The sequence below is a fragment of the Maribacter spongiicola genome (assembly GCF_052119685.1).
Classification (GTDB): Bacteria; Bacteroidota; Bacteroidia; order Flavobacteriales; family Flavobacteriaceae; genus Maribacter; species Maribacter spongiicola_A.
This window is the reverse complement of record NZ_JBGQOO010000002.1, coordinates 190,481-210,575: the sequence shown is the minus strand read 5'-3', so window position 1 is coordinate 210,575 and position 20,095 is coordinate 190,481. Positions and strand designations below refer to the sequence as shown.

17 protein-coding genes and 1 other RNA gene are annotated in these 20,095 nt (G+C 33.1%); 6 read left to right on the top strand and 12 right to left on the bottom strand.

Annotated features, from left to right (window positions below; translation table 11 throughout):
• Positions 1–15: 15 nt before the first annotated feature.
• Complete coding sequence (locus ACEN2N_RS05090; RefSeq protein ID WP_441823308.1) at positions 16–609, bottom strand: TetR family transcriptional regulator; 594 nt, start codon at positions 607–609, stop codon at positions 16–18.
• Between the two features lie 112 nt (positions 610–721).
• Positions 722–3,322, bottom strand: a complete 2,601-nt coding sequence (gene clpB / locus ACEN2N_RS05085) for an ATP-dependent chaperone ClpB (protein ID WP_441823307.1) — start codon at positions 3,320–3,322, stop codon at positions 722–724.
• Between the two features lie 157 nt (positions 3,323–3,479).
• Here clpB and ytxJ point away from each other — a divergent pair, with 157 nt between their 5' ends.
• Positions 3,480–3,875 (top strand): bacillithiol system redox-active protein YtxJ, encoded by a 396-nt coding sequence (gene ytxJ, locus ACEN2N_RS05080; protein WP_424000355.1) that lies wholly within the window; start codon positions 3,480–3,482, stop codon positions 3,873–3,875.
• A gap of 31 nt (positions 3,876–3,906) precedes the next feature.
• On the opposite strand, the gene ACEN2N_RS05075 is transcribed toward ytxJ, so the two are convergent.
• Positions 3,907–5,091, bottom strand: coding sequence for a hypothetical protein (locus ACEN2N_RS05075; protein ID WP_441823306.1), 1,185 nt, complete (start codon positions 5,089–5,091; stop codon positions 3,907–3,909).
• Between the two features lie 247 nt (positions 5,092–5,338).
• Between ACEN2N_RS05075 and glyA the strand changes: the two genes are divergently transcribed.
• Positions 5,339–6,613 carry a serine hydroxymethyltransferase gene (gene glyA, locus ACEN2N_RS05070; RefSeq protein WP_441823305.1) on the top strand — a complete coding sequence of 425 codons (1,275 nt, stop codon included), beginning with the start codon at positions 5,339–5,341 and terminating at the stop codon, positions 6,611–6,613.
• Between the two features lie 27 nt (positions 6,614–6,640).
• Here the strand turns inward: glyA and ACEN2N_RS05065 are convergent, their stop codons facing one another.
• The 8 genes from ACEN2N_RS05065 to ACEN2N_RS05030 all read right to left on the bottom strand — a co-directional run bounded on the left by ACEN2N_RS05065 (position 6,641) and on the right by ACEN2N_RS05030 (position 14,598).
• On the bottom strand, positions 6,641–7,279 hold the full coding sequence (locus tag ACEN2N_RS05065) for a hypothetical protein (RefSeq protein WP_441823304.1): 639 nt from the start codon (positions 7,277–7,279) through the stop codon (positions 6,641–6,643).
• Between the two features lie 153 nt (positions 7,280–7,432).
• A complete protein-coding gene (locus tag ACEN2N_RS05060) occupies positions 7,433–8,101 on the bottom strand; it encodes a histidine kinase (protein ID WP_424000347.1) in 669 nt (222 codons plus the stop codon).
• Between the two features lie 57 nt (positions 8,102–8,158).
• Entirely contained in the window at positions 8,159–10,216 is a 2,058-nt protein-coding gene (locus tag ACEN2N_RS05055; protein ID WP_441823303.1) for a tetratricopeptide repeat-containing sensor histidine kinase, read from the bottom strand.
• Between the two features lie 88 nt (positions 10,217–10,304).
• Entirely contained in the window at positions 10,305–10,481 is a 177-nt protein-coding gene (locus ACEN2N_RS05050) for a hypothetical protein (RefSeq protein ID WP_441823302.1), read from the bottom strand.
• Between the two features lie 139 nt (positions 10,482–10,620).
• Positions 10,621–11,352, bottom strand: coding sequence for a LytR/AlgR family response regulator transcription factor (locus ACEN2N_RS05045; protein WP_441823301.1), 732 nt, complete (start codon positions 11,350–11,352; stop codon positions 10,621–10,623).
• Positions 11,353–11,496: 144 nt separating this feature from the next.
• Positions 11,497–13,035, bottom strand: coding sequence for a hypothetical protein (locus tag ACEN2N_RS05040; protein WP_441823300.1), 1,539 nt, complete (start codon positions 13,033–13,035; stop codon positions 11,497–11,499).
• A gap of 116 nt (positions 13,036–13,151) precedes the next feature.
• Positions 13,152–13,538: an acyl-CoA thioesterase gene (locus ACEN2N_RS05035; RefSeq protein ID WP_441823299.1), complete on the bottom strand. Its 387-nt coding sequence runs from the start codon at positions 13,536–13,538 to the stop codon at positions 13,152–13,154.
• A 4-nt stretch (positions 13,539–13,542) separates the two neighbouring features.
• Complete coding sequence (locus tag ACEN2N_RS05030; protein ID WP_441823298.1) at positions 13,543–14,598, bottom strand: glutaminyl-peptide cyclotransferase; 1,056 nt, start codon at positions 14,596–14,598, stop codon at positions 13,543–13,545.
• A 133-nt stretch (positions 14,599–14,731) separates the two neighbouring features.
• Between ACEN2N_RS05030 and ffs the strand changes: the two genes are divergently transcribed.
• Positions 14,732–14,830, top strand: an RNA gene (gene ffs / locus ACEN2N_RS05025) — signal recognition particle sRNA small type.
• A gap of 89 nt (positions 14,831–14,919) precedes the next feature.
• The gene (locus tag ACEN2N_RS05020; protein WP_441823297.1) at positions 14,920–15,729 is read left to right on the top strand and encodes an SDR family oxidoreductase; all 810 of its coding nucleotides are present in this window, start codon (positions 14,920–14,922) and stop codon (positions 15,727–15,729) included.
• Positions 15,730–15,753: 24 nt separating this feature from the next.
• Here the strand turns inward: ACEN2N_RS05020 and ACEN2N_RS05015 are convergent, their stop codons facing one another.
• On the bottom strand, positions 15,754–17,136 hold the full coding sequence (locus ACEN2N_RS05015) for a transaldolase (protein ID WP_441823296.1): 1,383 nt from the start codon (positions 17,134–17,136) through the stop codon (positions 15,754–15,756).
• Positions 17,137–17,315: 179 nt separating this feature from the next.
• On the opposite strand from ACEN2N_RS05015, the gene ACEN2N_RS05010 reads away from it, so the two are divergent.
• Both ACEN2N_RS05010 and ACEN2N_RS05005 read left to right on the top strand, forming a co-directional pair.
• Positions 17,316–18,938, top strand: coding sequence for an ABC-F family ATP-binding cassette domain-containing protein (locus ACEN2N_RS05010; RefSeq protein ID WP_441823295.1), 1,623 nt, complete (start codon positions 17,316–17,318; stop codon positions 18,936–18,938).
• Positions 18,939–18,970: 32 nt separating this feature from the next.
• Entirely contained in the window at positions 18,971–20,095 is a 1,125-nt protein-coding gene (locus ACEN2N_RS05005; RefSeq protein ID WP_441823294.1) for a hypothetical protein, read from the top strand.

Here is a 20,095-nt window from a genome sequence, read left to right as displayed (position 1 = left end):
ATAAGAAGTAGTATTTTATTTAAGTTCTCTTTTGATTAGAACATCTAGGTAAGTAACCGTGTTTAAAAGGTATTTACGATCTTTTGTAATGGTTGCCATTGCAATAGACCCTTGAATAATCGTGAACAATTGTTTTGAAAATTGAAGAGGAGATACCGGTAATTTAAATTCGGCATTATTAATTCCATTTTCAAAAACCAAAGCAATTTTACCTTCTATTTCTTTAATAGTTTCTTTGGCTGCTGCAGCAAGTAATTTATTATTATGTTGTGCATCTATACCAACATTCAATATTGGGCAACCACCCATATTCATGGTAAAAACATCGTATTTCTTATAAAATTCAATAAGATTTTCGATTTTTGCCATTGTTTTACCTTCAATAGATAAGTGTTCATCAATAGCGGTGAGCAATACTGATCTGTTAAATTCGAATGCAGCAAGGGCTAAGGCTTCTTTATTTTCAAAATTACCATAAAGCGCACCTTTCGTCAAATTGGTGGCATCGGTTAGGTCGCTCATACTAGTACCTACGTAACCGTGTTTATTAAAAACGGGAGCGACAGTCTCAATAATATAAGCGGTAGTTCTTTCGGCTTTGGTAGACATATAAGACTGTTTTATGCGAATATAAAAAATCTATACTGTATGGTATATATTGTTGATAAAAAAAAGCGTTCATATTGTACATATGAACGCTTTTATCTCAATTTTTTAAATATTAGACGGTAATATCTTCTTGATTTCTAAAAACCAAACTATTGTCAAAGGCATCAAGCAAGACGACACTATCAGATTTAATTTCACCACTGAGTAGTGCTTTAGACATGTTGTTGAGAACTTCTTTTTGAATGGTTCTTTTTACAGGTCTTGCACCGAATTGAGGATCATAACCTTTTTCAGCTAAATAATCGATAGCCTCTTCGGTGGCATCTAAAGTAATTTGTTGCTTGTCAAGCATTTTCTTCAAACTTTCTAATTGTAATCTTACAATTTCTTTGATGTTATCTTTTGTTAAAGGAGTAAACATTACAATGTCATCAATTCTATTGATAAACTCAGGTCGAACCATTTTCTTTAAAAGTCCAAGAACTTCAACTCTGGCGGTCTCTGCTGCACTAACAATATCTACTGCATTTTCAAAGGTGTCCTGAATGATATCGCTACCCATGTTACTGGTCATAATAATAATGGTGTTTTTAAAATCTGCTACACGACCTTTATTATCCGTAAGCCTACCTTCATCTAACACTTGTAATAAAATGTTGAACGTATCTGGGTGAGCTTTTTCGATTTCATCTAACAGCACAACAGAATAAGGTCTTCTACGAACCGCTTCGGTTAATTGTCCGCCTTCATCGTAACCAACATACCCTGGAGGTGCACCTACAAGTCTACTGACCGAATGTCTTTCTTGATATTCGCTCATGTCTATTCTTGTCATTGCATTCTCATCGTCGAATAAGTACGATGCCAAGGTTTTAGCAAGTTCTGTTTTACCAACACCGGTAGTTCCTAAGAAAAGAAACGAACCAATAGGCTTTTTAGAATCTTGAAGTCCGGCTCTGCTTCTCCGTATAGCGTCTGAAACCGCTTCAATAGCTTCTTCTTGACCCACTACACGTTTGTGTAATACTTGCTCAAGTTTTAGCAATTTCTCGCGTTCGCTTTGTAGCATCTTGGTAACGGGAATTCCGGTCCATTTTGCAACAACCTCTGCTATATCATCACTAGTTACTTCTTCTTTAATTAAAGTCCCAGAATGTTGTTGTTCTGCTAAATCATCTTGTAATTTAGTCAGGTTCTCTTGTGCCTCTTTAATTTTGCCGTATCTAATTTCGGCTACTTTACCATAATCACCATTACGTTCTGCACGTTCGGCCTCAGCTTTAAAGTTTTCTATATCAAGTTTAGTCTGTTGAATATTATCAACGACTGATTTTTCACTTTCCCATTGCGCAAAAATTTCGTTTCGCTCTTCTTTTATGTTTGCTAAATCTAGATTTAATACCTGAAGCTTTTGCTTGTCATCTTCACGTTTGATAGCTTCGATTTCAATTTCAATCTGCATAATTTTACGGTCGAGCACATCAAGCTCCTCAGGTTTAGAATTAATCTCCATTCTAAGTTTAGCAGCAGCTTCATCCATAAGGTCAATAGCCTTATCTGGTAAAAACCTGTTGGTTATATATCGTTGCGATAATTCAACAGCCGATATAACCGCCTCATCTTTAATACGAACCTTGTGGTGTGCCTCATATTTTTCTTTAATACCTCTTAGAATTGAAATAGCACTTTCTGTATCTGGCTGGTCTACAACCACTTTTTGAAATCTTCTTTCAAGAGCTTTGTCTTTTTCAAAATACTTTTGATATTCATCTAAAGTAGTTGCTCCAATAGATCTTAACTCACCTCTTGCAAGGGCAGGTTTAAGAATATTAGCAGCATCCATAGCACCTTGTCCGCCACCAGCACCAATAAGCGTGTGTATTTCATCAATAAACAAGATAATATTGCCATCTGCGCTAACCACTTCTTTAATTACGGCTTTCAAGCGCTCTTCAAATTCACCCTTATATTTTGCGCCGGCAATTAAGGCACCCATATCTAAAGAATAAATAACTTTATCTTTTAAGTTTTCAGGTATATCGCCCTGAATAATTCTATGTGCCAAACCTTCTACAATGGCAGTTTTACCTACACCTGGCTCACCTACTAGAATAGGGTTATTCTTGGTACGTCGAGATAAAATTTGAAGAATTCTACGAATTTCTTCATCGCGACCAATTACCGGGTCCAGTTTACCACTATCTGCTAATTCATTAAGGTTCTTAGCATATTTCTTTAGAGAATTATAGTTGTCTTCAGCGCTTTGCGAGGTAACTTTATCGCCATTTCGAAGTTCATTGATAGCAGCCATTAAATGCTTCTCAGTAGCCCCTTGGTCTTTTAAAATCTGTGCAATTTTACTTTTAGATTTTAATATGGCTAAAAATAAATGTTCGATAGAAACATATTCATCTTCCATCTTTTTAGCGATAATGCTGGCTTCGTTTAATGTTTTGCTGGCTTCTCTAGAAAATTGGATATCGCCACCTTCAACTTTTGGAAAACTTAAGAGTTCTTTTTCTAGAATTTGTTGAACAAGTGAAAAATTGATACCTAGCTTTTTAAGTAAAAAAGGCATGACATTCTCTTCGACTTCGGTAAGTGCTTTAAATAGGTGTTCATTTTCAATTTGCTGATGTCCATTATTTTGGGCAATCAGCTGTGCCTGTTGAATGGCCTCTTGCGATTTTATAGTGAAATTATTTATATTCATTTTCTGTAGTTTTAGTTATTTGTAATACTTTTGAAAGATAATATTCAACAATCTTACCAATTAACTATACAAGACAAAATGTCTGTAAATCAGTAAATTTAAATGACATTTAGTCAGTTTAGGAATGTTGAAATGACAATATTAAATTAAGAATTTTATGGGATTATTTGGTGGTTTATTTGGAGGTTCTAAGGGTGATGGGGAAAATTCTTCATCGGGCATTCCTTGGATACCTCTAAACTCAGTAGCTCAATTAAAAGAAATTAAAGAGGCGTCGAGCGGTCGACCTCAGGTAATATTTAAACATTCTACATCTTGCGGAATAAGTAGAATGGTGCTAAATATGTTTAAAAGCAGCTATGGTCTAGAAAATGGACAAATGGATTTGTATTTTTTAGATTTGCTTGCAAATAGAGATGTGTCTAATGCAGTGGCTTCTGAATTTGGAGTGATGCACCAATCTCCTCAACTTTTAATAATAAAGAATGGGGTAGTGGTAATACACGATTCGCACAGTGCAATTTCTGATATCAAATTAGAACAATACGTATAAAAAAAAAGCCCCGTTTTACGGGGCTTTTTTATTAATTAAATTTTTGATTGTTCAGAATACTTTTGAGATTATTTTTTAAATCTTCACCTGCATCATAAACCATTTGTTCGTTGGTCGGGAAAGGTACTCTTGCCAATTGTAATAGAGAGACTAAATCATTATCTAGCGCTCTTTGGTCACCATCGTAATTTGCATAAATATGTTCGAATACGAATTGACTAGTTAATGGGTATTGATTAATTTTTTGTTGTTTTTTTAAGTCAATAAAACTAACTACCCCTGTTACTTTGGCACTTTTAAACTGTGTAAATTGATAGAAATTACATTTTACAGTTTTAAATTTATCAACCTTAACACTATTTCCAAGGCTGTCTGTAACTACATTGCCATTTCTGTCTTCAACAAAGGTGTAGCCATCTTTAATTTGTCTTTCTTTACTTATTTGTTTCTCTCTAATTTGTTCAGGAGAAACATTGATGTCTTGAAAAGAAACTTCCATTTGATAATCATACAATTGATTTTGTATTCTATTTGTGTGGTATTCTGTCCAGTTAGAATTTAAACCGTATGTATTTAAATTTAAAAGTTCTTCCTCTAATCTTTTTGGTATGATCTGATCAGTATTGTTGGTCATGTCAACAATTACATAATCTAAACCTTTTAAATATGCTTCATCGATTTTAGTAACAACGTCTTTGTAGTTCGGATTTACTTCATCTAAATATTTAAGGTCATTATAGGCATTTCTATAATCAACTTTGTAGTTAGCGGTATTTAATAGCGTAGTAGCTTTGGAATACAAATATTCAGATAAATTAGATTTAGCTGCAATGATATCATCATCGTAATTCTTAAAATTGAAGTGTGCCCTTCTATTCTCATCTTGAATATGTAAAGGAAGTAAAGGGCGAATACGTTCTTGAATAGATTTTAAACGACCATAGGCATTAAAAATCTCTTCGTAGTTTGCTGCATTACCATCTTTTTTAAGAAATTTAACGTGTTGCAATTCCCTTTCGGTATTTTTTTTAAATCCTTCTTCGAGAAGAACAATATAAGTCTGATTACTTTTTTTGGTCTTATTTTCTGCAATATTCATAACTGCCTTATTTATAGCAGTTTCGTAATTGCCAGAGTTCAGAGCCTCCTGCGCTTTTTTTACACCACTACAAGATAGTAGTAGACCTAAAAAACTAAATAGTAGTAATTTTTTCATGTCTATTATTTTTATGATTTATAATAGCTATTCAACAGCCGTGCCATAAAAGGGTTATTAATTAACGAAATAGGACAAGGAATAGTATATTATCGGTGAGATGCATGAATACTTTTTTTATTCAATAAGATATAACAGTATAGTTATTAACTAATTTTAATAAATAAGTTATGTGTTTGTGTTCTTTTTTATATTTCAATAGGTACGCTATTTGTATTTTTGCAACTTATTTAAAATATATATCGACATGCAACGCGACACCACAATTTTTAATCTAATTGAAGAAGAGAGACAACGTCAAATTAATGGCATTGAATTAATTGCCTCTGAAAATTTTACTAGTCCGCAAGTGATGGAAGCTCAAGGATCAGTACTTACCAATAAGTACGCTGAAGGCTACCCTGGTAAAAGATATTACGGCGGTTGCGAAGTAGTTGATAAAGTTGAGCAATTGGCTATTGATAGAGCAAAAGAGCTTTTTGGTGCGGCGTATGCCAATGTGCAACCTCACTCTGGTTCTCAAGCAAATGCAGCTGTGTATCATGCTTGTTTACAACCAGGTGATAAGATTTTAGGATTCGATTTGTCTCATGGGGGTCACTTAACACATGGTTCGCCTGTAAACTTTTCTGGTAGATTATATAACCCTGTATTCTACGGTGTTGATAAGGAAACCGGTAGATTAGATTACGATAAAATTCAAGAAATAGCTTCAAAAGAGCAACCTAAATTGATAATTGCTGGCGCATCTGCATATTCTAGAGATATGGATTTTGAGCGTTTTCGTAAGATTGCAGATAGTGTAAATGCTATATTATTGGCTGATATTTCTCACCCTGCAGGATTGATTGCGAAAGGACTTTTGAATAATCCGATTCCTCATTGTCATATTGTAACGACAACAACACATAAAACATTAAGAGGTCCAAGAGGCGGATTAATATTGATGGGCGAAGATTTTGAAAACCCATTTGGTATAAAGTTAAAAAATGGTAACCTAAGAAAAATGTCGGCTTTATTAGATCTAGCAGTTTTTCCAGGAAATCAAGGCGGTCCGTTAGAGCATGTAATTGCAGGTAAGGCAATTGCCTTTGGTGAAGCTTTGACAGAATCATATGCTACATACATATCTCAAGTAAAGAAAAACGCTGATGCCATGGCTAAGTCTTTCGTAAAACGCGGATACAATATCATATCTGATGGTACCGATAACCATATGATGCTTATAGATCTTAGAAATAAAGATATTTCAGGTAAAGATGCCGAAAAAGCTTTGGTTTTAGCAGATATAACTGCGAATAAAAATATGGTGCCTTTTGATGATAAATCACCATTTGTAACTTCAGGTATTCGTTTTGGTACTGCAGCTATTACTACTAGAGGTTTGGTAGAAAGTGATATGGAAATAGTTGTTGATTTTATTGATCAGGTTATAATGAATCCTGAAAACGAAACCATCATTAATGAGGTTAAAGGTAAAGTCAATGCAATGATGAATACAAGACCAATTTTTAAAGCATAATTTAAATAGTAAATTGATTTAGAGTTTTTATTCTGATAAAAACTCTAAATCACCATTTACATAAGTATTTTTATTTACATCATAAATAGAAGCCTCATCGTCTTTATCTAAATAGATACCCCAAAATTCAGAATAAGATTTTGGTGTCATATCCGATTGCTCTTCATTGGTATCTATATTCTCAAATACATCTTCAAATATAGGTACGAAAATCTCATATGGTTTTTGAGAAAGACCTCTTGTTAAAAAAACATAGTTGAAGGCAATTTGCTTTAAAATGTCATTTAATTGGGTAGATATACTTTGGTCGTATATTCGTTTTATAACAATACTTGTGTCATTTAAAAACAATGTAAGTTCCTCAATATCAATAGTATGTTGATTTTTTAAATCAAGAATTTCTAGCTCGTTATGTAAAGGAGAATCTTCTTTACCGTTGTTGCCCCATCTACCGGTATTAAAATGTGCAAGTAGTTCTAGAAGGTCTAAATTGCAAGATACTTCTAATACTAAGCTTATAGAATTAAACGTAATATGCTTGTTATTAAGCTTAACATTAGAGAAATAATGAAAGCCGATAGCGCTTAGAAATTCATCTAAACCAGCAATCTCTTTGGTATATTCTAACTTTGAATTATTGATAAAGTTTTCGTAGTTAAATGGCATATAGTTCGAAATTTATAGCATTCTTTCTTATAAAGATACCTTTCTCACTTTGCAATTTCACTTAGGAAATCCTTAGAATTTCGGAGGATATTATTATAAAATCACTTTTAAATTTTTAAACCATTGATATTCAGGATTATAAAATTTAGGTGTTTAAAGAAATCCTCGTGTTTTAGCCTCATTGATTAAGGCAAGATCGTTACCGTTTTTGACATCAAATAGGGCCTTAAGCTGCCTTTTTCTAGCTTCTACCGTAGTATTTGCAGAACCAATTAATGGCGCAATGTCTCTTGTATGTATACCTTGAGAAAGGTGGTATAGAATTTTTTGATCTTGTTCATCGATCACGATATCAGTAGACATTCTGCGACGTATAGCAGATAGTGCACTAGCGGTATAGTAAGGTGAATTTTTTACGATGGTTTCTACCATTGTTTTAAGTGACAATTCATCAATTTCAGATTTAACCATATACCCATCTGGGTTCACAGTCTTAAAAATATTATTGATTCTATAATTGTCGCTATAAGAAGACATGAACACAACTTTTGAATTAGGTACCTCAGCTCGCGCAACAATGCCTAAATCAATTCCTGTCCTTGGGTCTTTCGATTCTGGAGAGAATAATTGAATATCCAATAAAATGACATCATAAGGTATTGCTCGTTTCGAGTTTTCAATTTTGGATTTACCTTTTTCGAAACTGGTAGCAATTTCTACTTTTACATTGAAATCTGTAAAATCAGCATCCTCAAGAATATATTTATATCCTAATGCGGTCATTTCGTGATCATCTACCGCTAAAATTCGTACAGTGTTCATAAATTACGATTCTAATGTAATTTACTAAACGTTTTTATATGTGGTATTATTATCACACTATTTTTTAGATTCAATTTTAACAGGAATATTTAAAGATATGGTAGTTCCTTGTCCTTCAGAGGAATCTATATGAAAGGTTCCTTTTAATTTATCTATTCTAGAGGTTATATTTCTTATTCCTATTCCTTTTTTGCCTTTGTTGACATTATAGCCAATACCATTATCGCTCATAATTACATTAAAGGTAGCATCGTTTCTATAAAATGTTACTTCAAAATAGGTGCAATTAGCATGCTTGATCGCATTTTGGAAAGTTTCTTGAATTATTCGGTACACGTTAATTTTAATATCGCCCGCTAAACTATCCCAATTTTCGTCTTCGTTAAAATGAAATATAGTTTTGATATTGACATTTTTGTTATTGGCAAGTAGCGTTTCAACAGAGTCGGTAAAATTGTTTATTTTCTGATATGCACTATGGCTTAATTCATGAGAAATAGAACGAATTTCATTTTCAATTTCTTGTAATGAGCCAATAGCTTTTGATTTTTCTTGAATAGCTTCGTCGGTAGAGCGTTTATTCAATCCGGTTAATATCATACGGGCGCCTAGCATTTTACCGAGTACACCGTCATGCAGTTCTTCAGATATTCGTTTTTGCTCTAAACGCTTCACCTCATCGACTTTTTGTTTTTGGGTCAACATGAGGTTGAAAATCTCTTGGTTGTTCGCCTGTTGTTGCTGATCAAACCGAAGTTTTTGATTTTTTGCGCGTTGGTTGATTATGATGTAGATTGAAAGTCCAAGTAAGAAGAAACCTGTGGCAATACCGATCCACATTTGCTTTTGCTTCGAAAGCACTTCCTTTTCATTTTCAAGCTCTATGTTTTCTGCGATGAATTCATCGGTTTCGAAACGTATTCTAGCAAATTTATTCTGCTGTTGACGTTCTTCACGTTGAAGACTATCATTAAGTTTCGTATATTTTTGGAAATAGTCAGTAGCATTCTCTTTGTCTAGTTTGGCCAAAAAAGGCCAAGTTTCTAACAATCGTTCATTGTTGTTGCTTTCAATTGATAATTCTAAAGCTTTTATGGCATTGTTGAAGGCAGATATGCTATCGTTTTTGTAGAGGTTATATTCTGCTAAACTATAGTAGCTTGATGCCAAACTAGCGATATCATTTTCTCTTTGTTTAATTTCAATAGCTTTTGTCAATAAGCTATGTACGCCAATAGTATCATTATTATATAATTCACTTGTGGCAAGATTACTTAGAGCCTTTGCATATAGCCTTGGGTGCTTTACGAATAGGTTTTTGGTCTGTAAAACTATTTCAAAGTTCTCAATGGCCTTCTGGTATTGCTTAGCGTTTCGATAGATTATACCAATGTTATTGGTTATAGTTGCTTCACCTAATTCGCTATTTTCTTCTTTTCTTAAATAATATAGGGCTTCATTATAATAAGATAAAGATTTTTCATATTCGCCTATATCTCCTAAAAGAATTCCAAGAAGGTTATAGCAACTATATAAGCGCCCAGCATTATTTGTTATCTTGAAATTTTCGATGGCTCTTATAGTATTTGCTTCACTAGCGACATAATCTTTTATTTCCATTTGTATGCTAGCCATTTGCAAGTACATTTCTGCGGAGTTTATATTATCTCCGATGGCATCAAAAATTTCTTTTGCTTCTGAGAAATAATAGAAGGCGCTATCCTTAACACTTTTTCTATTCAAAAAATAACCCAAATCCCAATAGGCAATACCTACGGCTGATGAATTATTGATTTTTTTATTCGTTATAATGACCTTGTTATTGATTTTTCGAAATAGAGAACTGTCAGATACAAATCCTTGATTAAAAGAAAGTTTAGAAAAATTAGAGGCTTTTAAAGTGTCATTATTTAAGTTTTCAGCAAAATCATATGCTTTTAATTGCAACTCTAACCTTTCTTCCTTTGAAGTTGTAAGTTTTTGACTTTCTTTCATCCAGATAGAAATACTATCATTTTCTAATGAAGCTGTTGTTGTTTCTGACGAAGATTTTATTTTTGTACAACTGGTACAAAATATAACTAATACTATTATTGAAATATAATATTTACTCAAAAAAAGATTATTTGAAAATAGAAAACCAAGGTATAAAAAAAAAGCCTTTAACATGAACGTTAAAGGCTTTTTGTAATTCGAATGTTATTTATGCAATCCCTTTAGGTGGTGTTCTTGGTGGAAGTTCCCAATAGCAATCATCACAGGCAAGAGCTTTAGAAATATCGTTCATGAAGTCAAATTCACTAGCTGTGTTCTGAATTATTGATGTTGCCATACCTATAGTCATTATCGCAACTGCTAAAATACTTGTAACTTTTTTCATATTGTCTCTGTTTATTAGGGGTTTTTGGTTTATGATATAGCTAAAGTACTAGTGTTCGTTGGGTAATGAGTGCCGTATTTAAGGTCTTAAGTATATGATGGAGTTCTGCTAGTATATGAACCAGTTGTGAGAGAATTCTTTAATTTAAAGAAGAAAAGGTGCTTTTTGAAAGAATATTCTTAAGGTTATTCATATTCTCCCTATATGTTTTTGAAAAAGGGAGTTGTTCGTTCACCTGCTTTAAAGCACAAACAGATTTTCCAAAATTAATACGAGAAACATAGCTGGTATTAACGATATAACTTTGATGAATACGCATAAAGTTTTCTGGTAGCGTGTTTTCAAAAGTCTTTAACGTTTTAAAGGCATTTATAATTGTACCATCTTTCATGAAAAATTCGGTGGTATTATTATCAGCTTTTAAGTAAAGAATGTCATTTGTATTCAGATATTGAAAATCATTGTAAGACTTTAAACATAAAGTAGCAGGAACCTTTTCTTTCGGCATTCGCTTTTGAAGTTTTAATAGCGATTTTCGAATATCAAATTCGTTAAAGGGTTGTAGCCAATAATCAAAAAAGCCATTTTTGATTGCATCGTAAGCGTAATTTTTGGTTGATGCTATGCCTATTAATATCGGCAATTGATTCATATATTGATGAATCTCGGTAACCATCATAAAAACAGATGAATAGTCTTTATTAAGATTGATAAAAACAATATCTGGCGAAAATTTTAGAATATCATTTAGACCGTCTGAAGGGTTGCTAGTGGTATTTATACATTCAAAATCACCATACTCATCTAAAAATGCATGCAATTGCAAATTAGATACAGCATCAGAATCTATTATGGTGTATGTATAACTCAAAAGAAATAGTGTATTCTACGAAATTAAACATAGGTAAGAAAAAGAAGACCTAGAATATCCTTATAAAAACCGAGGACATATTAATAAAATCAATATTGACGGGGCTTGTGAGAGAAAAATCTGTCAACAAATTTGCTAATACAATTACATTTCTTTCTCTTTTGCTTGAAAAGACCCTAAGTCCGGCTTAGGTAATCGTGGTTCGCCTATAATATCAAAAGGCACTGAATTTGCTGTATTGACATCACCTTTATTGATGACTTCGGATTCTAGCCCAATTCTAAAATCATTTTCGAATGGTAGATAATAATCAATATTACCATCAAGAATAATAGTAGAGTAAAACATTTCATCATCAAAGTTGTAAAGCAAATCGTCGTCGATAGTGGATTCGTTGAATTTGATAAAAGAATTTTGAAAACTAAAATTAAATGAATTCTGATTATTCGATTGCAGTAAAATCTCAGTTGAGCTATTGCCATCAATAATACAATTTTTAAACTCGGCTTTGGTTAAATCGAATCCGTCTGCGCTAGCATTTTTTCTGGAATTGTAAATTTCTAGTGCAGCATTAAATCTAAATCCTTTATTCCAATAATTGGCTATTGTTGCATGTGTAAATGAATAGCTGCCTCCATTTTCAATAAGTAGAGATGAATTGCCAGATGCACCTAAAATTAAGTTGGAAGCCTCTATACTAGCGTTACGCGCCCAAAGATTATATCTAGAGCTATTAAAAACGCGACTGTTAGAAATAGTAAGTGATTTCTCGGTGGTGTTTGGTTTACCTTCAACGAAAATACCAAGCTCGGCATTTTTTAAAGTTAAATGATTGATGGTGTTATTTTTGCTACCGGCACTGATCCAAAGGGCACCCCATTGGCCAGGTATCTCAGCAAACTCAGGTTCAAGTCTATCTCCTTCAAAAATTACCTCACCTTCCAAAAGATCCCCATTTTCGCTAAGTTGTCCGTTAATAGAAATTTGAGCTCCGTCTTGTACTAAAATTCCAGAGTTTTGATGAAAGTGAATCCTTGAACCTGCATCTATAACAAGTTCTTTTTCTTGGGGAACAATGGCATAACCGTAAATAACATAAGATTTTGCATTTGTAAAATTTAATTGCTCATCTTTTAATTCAAACCCCTTTACTTCGATAGGGGTCCCAGATTCATCATTATAGAGTGCAACAGTTTGGTTGCTATTTTCTGAAGCCTCATCAGGAAAAAGGAAAATAGCATCTTTCGCAAGGGTAACAAGTTCTACCGATTGTTGGTAGGGTTTACTATCAAACTGAATAGCATCGGTATATACTAGCTCGTTCAAAGTGTTGTCGCTGATATTTATTGTGGTTTCAATAAGAATAAAAAGACTGTCTTCGGCATAAAGGGGAATATTTTCAAAATTTTTGCCGGCAACTCCGTCCACATTTAATCTGTAAAAACTCTCATTACCATTTTTAAGAACGATTTTTGGAATTATAATATCATCTTTAGTGTCATTGTATACTTTTAAGAAATAGGTGCTACTACCGATATTCGAGAAAACAGTATCGAGATAAACAGTGTCTTTAGAGAAAGACAAAAGACCATAGCTAGGTGCATATTCAAAATCTTTTCTACACGATGTACTCCATAGAATAAGAAATAAAATAGAGATAGATATTAGTATACTAATCCGCACGTTATAAAGGGTTTTACTCGATAATCGAGATTTAAATACTCCGAGGCTTGCCTCGAAATTTAAAGTTTGTTTTCTTACGAATGCCTCGTGGGCTTGCCCCGAGGTTATTTACTAAGTTAAAGGAATATTTTTTTAATCTGTTCAGGAATTCGTGTAGGTCTGTAAGATGTACTATCTAGAAGACACCATTCTGTACTTGATTTAACCAATAATTTTTTGGTTGTGCCGTGTTTCATCTCTACAATTCTAACACATTTAGCACCAGAACTAGATTCTATGTGTGTTGATATAACAATTGGGTCATCTAATACTGCTGCCCGCTTATATTCTATATGATGTGTTAGTACGACCCAAATGACATCTTGCTGCATTTTCGCAGTTGCTACTGTTTGCCAGTGTTCTTTAGAAATATCTTGTATCCATTGTACATAACGTACATTGTTAACATGGTTTAAATCGTCTAAATCGTCATGCGAAACAACAATCTCTTTTTGAAATGCCATATTTCTATTTTTTCTCTATTTGCACTTCAAACATTTTGTCCCAGAACTTACCGGTAACAAAAAATGTCTTTCGTTCAGGGTGATACGCAATACCGTTAAGCACGTAATTTGTTTTATCCCAATTTTCAGTTTTAGTAATGATATCACTCAATCCGCTAAAATTTATAACACCTTCTATAGCGCCTGTTTTGCTGTCAATAATCATGACACTAGGTTTTTGATAAACGTTGGCATAAATTTTACCATTAACATATTCTAATTCGTTAGCAGAATTAAATATAGAAGAATTGGTTACCGTTTCTATATAGCCATCTTCGGTCATTGTATCCGGATTCAAAAACCATATTTTTTCTGTTCCATCACTTTTGAAAATCTTAGTACCGTCGTTCGTTAAACCCCAACCTTCACGACTTTTACCGTACTGAAAGTTATCTAGTTTTTTAAATGTTTTCAAGTCATAAATAAAACCTATTCCACTTTGCCAAGTAAGGTGATAGATTTTGTTATTAAGTATAGTAATACCTTCGCCAAAATAAGTTTCATCTAAATCTATTTGCTCGAATACTTTGCCGGTTTTGAAATCTAATTTTCGTAAAAAAGATTGCCCTTTTTTTCCTGTAGACTCATATAAGGTATCATTATGAAATTCTAAACCCTGTGTATATGCCTTAGTATCGTGTGGGTATTCGTTAATAATTGTATAAGTATAAATTTCTGGAGCTTTTTCAGAAAGGACTTTTAAGTTTTTATTAATATCGACGGTTTCACCATCAAAAGTGATTTTGGCGGTCAAAATCTTGTTACCAAGAGTGGGGACATTAATTATAATTTTATCGTTGTTAATCGGAATTGTGGTGCCATCAATGCTATATTGAATGCTTTCTATTTGTTTTTCCTTCTTATTTTTAATGGTAACACCAATTTCTTGGTTTTGATTCACTTGATTTACATTTTTTTCTAAACTAATTTCAAATAAGGCAGACGGTTTTTGATTGCCACTACCACAAGATGTGAATAAGCTGGTAATAAGAACGATACAGAAAAAATTTATAATTTTCATTAAGAAATCGGGTATTTGATTTTACGTAGTAAGTGTTTGAAAGAAGGGTTTCTTGTTATTAATAGGCAATTTAATTCATAAAAATTAGAAACTAAAGGATTGTCAAAGTTTTAAAAGATTGTATATTTGCACCTGGCAAGTCCTACACGACCAGCTCCTGTAGAATCCCCCAGGGTGGGAACACAGCAAGGGTATATGGTCGTAGCGGTGCGATGTAGGTAGCTTGCCTTTTTTTGTGCCTTAAAGTGAAATTTTAAATTTTAAGGTAACATATTCAAAACCAATTCTATATAACGTTTAGCATCGCTTATTTTCTATAAAATGAAAACAAAAGTAGTACTAATTACAGGTGGATCTTCAGGTATTGGCAAAGCAATAGGTGTACATTTAAAGGAGAAAGGATATAAAGTTTACGGTACAACACGTAGTAAAAGTAAATATCCGTCATTTTCTGATTTTCCACTTTTAGAAATGGATGTAAGAAAAGAAGAGACCATTAAAAGTTGTATAGCCTCATTACTTCAACAAGAATCACGAATAGATGTATTGGTAAATAATGCAGGTGTGGGCATAACCGGCCCTATGGAAGAAACCCCTCATGAAGAAGTTTTAAAAGCATTTGCAACTAATTTCAACGGACCTTTAAATGTTATGAACCAGGTATTACCTGTAATGCGTAATCAAAAAGAAGGACTTATTATAAATATTACTTCTATAGCAGGTTATATGGGTTTACCCTATAGAGGTATTTATTCTGCGTCAAAGGGTGCATTAGAGATTGTTACCGAAAGTTATAGAATGGAAACCAAAGCCTTCGGTATCAAGCTAACTACATTGGCACCAGGAGATTTTGCTACCAATATTGCTTCTGGTAGATATCATACCCCTGTTCATGACGATTCGCCTTATAAACAAGCTTATAAGAGCACATTAGAATCTATAGATGCAGATGTTGATAGCGGCGGTAATCCGGCAGAAGTAGGTGAAAAAATTGCTAAAATTATTGAAACCAAAAATCCTAAGCCACATTATAAGGTAGGTTCTTTTATTCAAAAATTCTCATTAACGCTTAAAGGTATTCTACCAAGCAGATGGTTCGAGAAACTATTAGAAGGTCATAGCTCTCATTAAGAAATATACAGTAAAGCGTATGCTTTAATTCTTGTAGATGTTTGAAAAACCATCTACAATTACCGTATTGTCTGTAAGAATAGCCTTGTTCATAGGGTATAGAACCAATTTCTCTGTTAACTCTTTAAAATCGGTACTATGGTATTGTAGAGTAGAATCTACGCCAAGTGTTGCAATGATAGATTTCCACTGATCAAAGTCCGTTTTAATGTTAATGCCAATTAATTCGTATTCAGGTTTTTTCTCTTTAAGTACCGCGATTCTATTAAAAATATCTAGATATTGTTTTTTATTGGTGCCAGACCAGAAGTAAAATAAGACTTTTCTATTAGCTGAAATTTCAGTTAAAGTTTTGCTTTGATTTTCAAAATTTAAAACTTCTAAATTCGGAATTATCTTAGACGGTTGAAGATTTGTAATACCTTGATATAGGTTTTCAATTTCTTCAATATGCATGTTGTTCTTAGATACATTCTTAAATTCATTCAAAAATATTTCAGTGTTTTCAGGAGCATCTTTCTTCTTGAGCAAATAATCTAATGCAACATTTCTGAACAGATTATCTCTTAACTCTTTTTCGACAACAAGACTATCGATCAAATGTAGTTTGTGCTTTTTGTAATGTAACTGCTTACTATAATCATTAGCAGAGTCTTTACAATTTTTCACACAGCTCATATACGCTAAATTTCCGAAATGTGCTTTCATGAAATCATAATAAGGTCTTAGATAAGTAAGTGTATTGTCGCCGTAGTTGATTTGAGTTCGATAACTAAAATAATCTTGGGGCAAATCGTGAAAATTTTGTTCGGCTGTTTTACGCTTATGCTGAAAGGGGTAAATCTCTTTATACCTGTTGTAAGTATAATCGATACTGCCTGTCAATAATTTTACAGCCTCTTCAGAAAGAAGATTTTCTGAATTTATTTCATTAAGATTAGAAACTTTTTCTTTTTTTAATGATTCTATTTTTTCTAAAAAATCTGCTGGTTCTAATTCGTAATAGTCAGTATACATGGCAGAATCTTCGTCTTCAGCGGTAAGGAAAAGATTTAATAGAAAATTATTTGTTTCTTCATTACTTCCAGAAAAAACTAGCGATTCATCAAAGTAAATAGTGTTTAGCCTCACCATTAAACTATCGCCTTTTTCTAGGTAGACATATTGAAATTCAGGGGCTAGATTAAAATGATATAGTCCGTTTTCAAGGGATGGAAGTTTAAATTTAAACCGATTTTTATCATCAAGCTTAGCAGAATCAATTTTGAGTCCGCCTTTCATTAAAATAACTTGATTACTTGTCGGATTCACTATTTCACCAGCGAATAGTACCGTTTCTGAATCTTTATTGGTGGAGGAACATCCCATTAATAAAGCTACGCATGTAGAGAGTAAAATTCTTATCATATAGTATATGAGTCTGGTATTAGCCAAAAATAACAAACCTAATTACCAGTTGCTGTTAATAGCTAGTTAAATGTTGTCAGCCGCTAACTTAAGAATCTTTTGTCGAATTTGATGATAAACTAGGTAGTGTAAGGCTAGAAATTCAGTATTTTTGCACGGATTTTTAAAATTTTGTTTCTATGTTATCTGTTTCTAATTTATCTGTTCAATTTGGCAAACGAATTTTGTTTGATGAAGTAAACGTTGCTTTTACCCAAGGTAATTGTTATGGCATAATTGGCGCCAACGGTGCCGGTAAGTCTACTTTTTTGAAAATATTAGCGGGGCAAATGGATCCAACTTCTGGTCATGTTCATTTAGAGCCAGGTAAAAGAATGTCAATATTAGAGCAAAACCACAACTCTGCTGATGATTTTACAGTGTTAGAAGCAGTGGTTATGGGAAACAAGCCGCTTTACGAAATCAAAAAAGAAATCGACGCACTGTATGCTGACTACGATGATAAAAATGCAGATAGAATAGGGGAGTTGCAGGTTAAATTCGAAGAAATGAATGGGTGGAACGCTGATAGTAATGCAGCAGCACTATTATCAAATCTTGGAATTAATGCAGATATGCATTATACCTTAATGTCAGAACTAGATTCTAAGTTAAAAGTTCGTGTGTTATTGGCACAGGCTTTGTTCGGTAATCCTGATGTGTTGATTATGGATGAGCCTACCAACGACTTGGATTATGAAACAATTAGTTGGTTAGAGAATTTCTTGGCAGATTATGAAAATACGGTAATAGTAGTAAGTCATGACCGTCACTTCTTAGATACCGTTTGTACAGACATAGGTGATATAGATTTCGGAAAACTAAATTTATATTCTGGTAACTATACGTTTTGGTACGAGAGTAGCCAATTAGCTGCGCGACAACGTGCACAACAAAATAAGAAGGCAGAAGAGAAAGCTAAAGAATTGCAAGAATTTATAGCTCGATTCAGTGCAAACGTTGCTAAAAGTAAACAAGCAACATCTCGTAAAAAAATGCTTTCAAAACTAAAGATTGATGATATTAAGCCATCTAGTCGTAGGTATCCTGCAATTATTTTTGACAGGGAACGCGAAGCTGGTGATCAAATACTACAAGTAGAAGGACTTTCTGCATCTACTGATGAAGGAGAACTGTTATTCCATAATGTAAACATCAACCTGGCTAAAGGTGATAAAATTGCTGTTATTTCAAGAGATTCAAGAGCTACATCAGCTTTTTACGAGATTATAAACGGAAATAAAAAAGCAGATAAAGGTACTTTTCAATGGGGAGTAACAACTAACCAATCCTATTTGCCGGCAGATAATTCAGGCTTCTTTACCGATAATATTAATTTAGTAGACTGGCTGCGTCAATATGCAAAAACAGAAGAAGAGCGCGAAGAAGTATATATACGCGGTTTCTTAGGTAAAATGTTATTTAGTGGCGAAGAAGCACTGAAAAAATGTACAGTACTTTCAGGAGGAGAAAAAGTACGTTGTATGTTAAGTAGAATGATGTTAATGCGTGCTAATGTGTTAATGTTAGACGAACCAACAAATCACTTAGATCTAGAAAGTATTACAGCTTTTAATAATTCTCTTAAGAATTTTAAAGGTACCGTAATGTTGACCACACATGATCATGAATTTGCTCAGACAGTTGCAAATAGAATTATAGAATTGACGCCTAAAGGCAACATTGACAGGTATTCAACGTTTGATGAATATATGTCTGACAAGGCATTGAAAGATCAGCGTAACAAAATGTACTCAGAATAAGCATAGAATAGATTAACCCAAATCGATGTTTTATGAAAACCTACAAATATGTGGCTTGCTTTGTGCTAGCCTTTAGTTTCTTCGCATGCGAAAAATCTTCTGAACAAATTGAAGAAGAAATTCCTATAACTATAGATGCAGATTATACTGTTTTTTTACAGCGAAATAATCAGTTAAGTGGTGTAGTTATTGGATCTGCAAATAATGAGTTAGTTGTTAAAAACACATTGAATTCGTTTAATGCGATACCGGCAAATGCCTTAAAATATCGCACTTCTACAAATATTAGTTATTATTCAAGCAGTAATTGTGAAGCTTCATTGCAATGGTATACTGCTGAAAATTCTATATCTAAATCGATTTCTCTTTTTACCGATATTGATCCTTGTTCAATAGAAATTCTTGCAATGGCACATACTAATGAAATTGTGGCTGTCGCTTATGAGAGAGAGTTGTTAGGAAAAGATAAAGATTTTATAGTTCGAATTAATTCATTGGATGCTGAAGTAGAAAGTCAAACTGAAATTTCTTTAGATAAAAAACCTATTGCAATAGTATCATCTTCAAATAGATTGTTTGTCTTGACCTTGAATGAATTCGTTACTGATGAATTTCATTTATCAGTTATTGATTTAGCTGAAGAAGCTGTTATAATGGAGTTAGATTTAGGATACAATGCTTTTAGATTGTTTACGAATAATACCGGTAAAGTAATTGTTAGTTATCCAGAACTGCATACAACTATAGATCCTATTACCTTAGAAAAGTCGTATACAACATATGGTGAAAACACCGAGCCAGGTTTTATAACTACGACTGATTTTTTTGTAGATAGTTTAGGTAAATTTTATTTTCAAAAGAGTGTGCCAACCGCAGAAGTAGTGGAGGTGCCAGCAATTTATGATTTTGATAAAAATAGTACGGTAGTTTATTTATTTGAGAATTTTTTGACTGAAACCGAATTGCAAATTAAGTACAATATTGCAGCAGCAACTTCAATTGCCTACGATGAAGAAAACAATTATGTTTTAATAGGGTATCAGAAAAAAGGGCAAGTAGACAAAGGTGGTATTCTAAGAATTACCCCAGCTCCAGATTTTAAATTAATTGATAATATCGATTTAGAAGGCATTCCTAAAACCATATTTGCAAAGTAA